The organism is Flavicella sediminum (assembly GCF_006381105.1).
GTDB lineage: Bacteria > Bacteroidota > Bacteroidia > Flavobacteriales > Flavobacteriaceae > Flavicella > Flavicella sediminum.
The window spans coordinates 1-2,349 of record NZ_VDET01000025.1; the positions used below are offsets into that span (position 1 = coordinate 1).

Sequence of the window (2,349 nt, forward strand, 5' to 3'; positions counted from 1 at the left end):
ATAATCGTAAGATTTTCGACCGAGCACTAAGCTTATAGTTATTTTGTGTTTTTATCTTAGTCGACCTAAAAATAGATAAATAAGTAGAATTGACATAATAAATAAACAGAAACCTTTGGGCAAACTACAAAAACCCACATTAACTTTATGCGGTGTTGTACATAGTTATTTTTTCATTCCCAAAGCATAAATTATTCCTCCAATTCCTATTATTAGAAATATATAAGAGAATTTCATATCAGTTTTCTTGTTTTCATTATAATCTTTTAAGTCAAAATATTTTCTGTTTTTTGTCGCCAAGTATTTTATTCCAACAGTCTTACCTTTTGAATCCTTAATTGATTTTGCATAAAATTCTCTATCCACTTTCACAGTAATTTCTGACTGATTTGTCTCAGTTTTTTTAAATAGTTTTGAGTCAAATCCAACTTTAGCAATTCCACCAATTGAAAATTTCACTGGTTGATTTTTCATTAAAAAAGTCCAAAAATATGTTTTTTGAGTTCCGCCAGAAGATTCTCGGATTAATTCAGAGTTAAGTTTTCCAGTAATAGTTAATAATTCAGATTCACTTATGTTTCCATTATTTGAAAATTGTCCCCATAAAAAAAATAAAATCATAAATATTCCAAATCCGATAACGAATGGTTTATCAGACTTTTTGATTTCCTTAATATTCCTTTTTTTTCGGTTATTTCGTATGTTTTTTCTTTTACTCACTTTTTGTTTTGAGCTCGTCTTTAATTATGTACCACGGTTTTGTATAAAGTTAGTGTGGGAGTTGATAATCTTAAGATTCTCAGCCCCGGACTAAGCTTTTACTTATTTTGTGTTTTTATCTTAGTCGACCTAAAAATAGATAAATAAGTAGAAGTGACATAATAATAAAACACAAACCTTTGGGTAAACCATAAAAACCCACATTGACTTTATGCGGTGTTAGGCAACGTTATTTTTTCACTAAATTAATTTATAAATCTACTAATACTTTCGCCCCTTTTTTTCTATTACATTTCCAACACAATGTTTGTAAATTTCCAATTGTTGTTAAACCTCCTTTTGATACTGGTTGTATATGGTCAATTTCCAATAATAAGTTTGGTTCATTTTTTGTTCCTATGTTGCATGAACAACACTTGTAATTATCTCTTTTTTTTATTTGATTTCTCAGTTGAGATGTCATAAGTGCTCTTTGACCAGCAACACTTTTTTTCCATTTAATTTCGTCATTTAAATAATTGATTAAATCGTTCAGATTTTCAATACTCAATTTAATGTCGCAATTTGTTGAACTATATCCTCCAGCAGATACATATTGAAATGAAAATGTAGGAATATAGGAGTCACTTATATCTACAGTTTCGAATCCAAGTTTTTTTGACAATTGTTTCTCATGATATTTTTTTATTATTAAAGGAACTGAATTTAAAATACTTTGAAGAATGGATGTTTTTTCTTTGTATAATAATTCTTTTCCTTGTTCTACAGAGATAAAATCATTCAGGATTTTCTCGAACTTTAATAGTGATTTTTCATTTTTATTAATGTCAAAGTATTTGCATAAATACTTGATTGGCTGATTACTTGCATTTTTACAAACAGTTGCAGAGCAGTTGTGTACATTAAAGCTTTTATCTTGATTTTTCCACTTGCTTCTTTCATAATTATAAAAACTACTGTCTGTCATTTCTCCCATACCATAGTTATAAGATGACATGTTTAGATAGGATTTTTTTAGTTCTTCAATGTATTGATTTAATTCATTACAGTTTTTGATATGATGACTAATTGTATTTTTAAGTTTTTTAAACTTTTTACTTTTAAAGTATATGATAGGGTAAAAAACACTTAAAATGTAAATTAAAAAAGAGAATACTATTACTGTAATTATGATATTGATATTGTCAACGATTATATTGGTTAAACTTTGAAGGATTTCAATAAAGCCTTCAAGTATCTTGTATAGAATATAAATTGGAATTGCAATTATAATAAGTACGATTATGGCTTTATCATCAGATTTTCTCGACATATTAATAATTTGGTCTTTAATTTATATTTGTTGCGTTAAGTTGTTGATTTCAGCGTTTTGTAATCCTATGTTGCCTAACGGTTTTGTATAAAGTTAGTGTGGGAGTTGATAATCGCAAGATTCTCAGCCGAACACTAAGCTTTTACTTATTTTGTGTTTTTATCTTAGTCGACCTAAAAATAGATAAATAAGTAGAAGCGAAATAATAAAAAAACACAAACCTTTTAGCAAACCTAAAAACTCACATTAACTTTATGCGGTGTTGTAGGTAGTTTTTATTCGTTTATTTTATACAGGTCAACAATACTTTTAAGTTC

General features: G+C 27.5%; 2 protein-coding genes. Both read right to left on the reverse strand.

The window, feature by feature from the left end; all coding sequences use genetic code 11:
- Positions 1-165: 165 nt before the first annotated feature.
- A complete protein-coding gene (locus FGM02_RS15985) occupies positions 166-720 on the reverse strand; it encodes a hypothetical protein (protein ID WP_139959507.1) in 555 nt (184 codons plus the stop codon).
- 250 nt (positions 721-970) lie between these two features.
- A complete protein-coding gene (locus FGM02_RS15990; protein ID WP_139959508.1) occupies positions 971-2,032 on the reverse strand; it encodes an HNH endonuclease in 1,062 nt (353 codons plus the stop codon).
- Between the last annotated feature and the right edge of the window lie 317 nt (positions 2,033-2,349).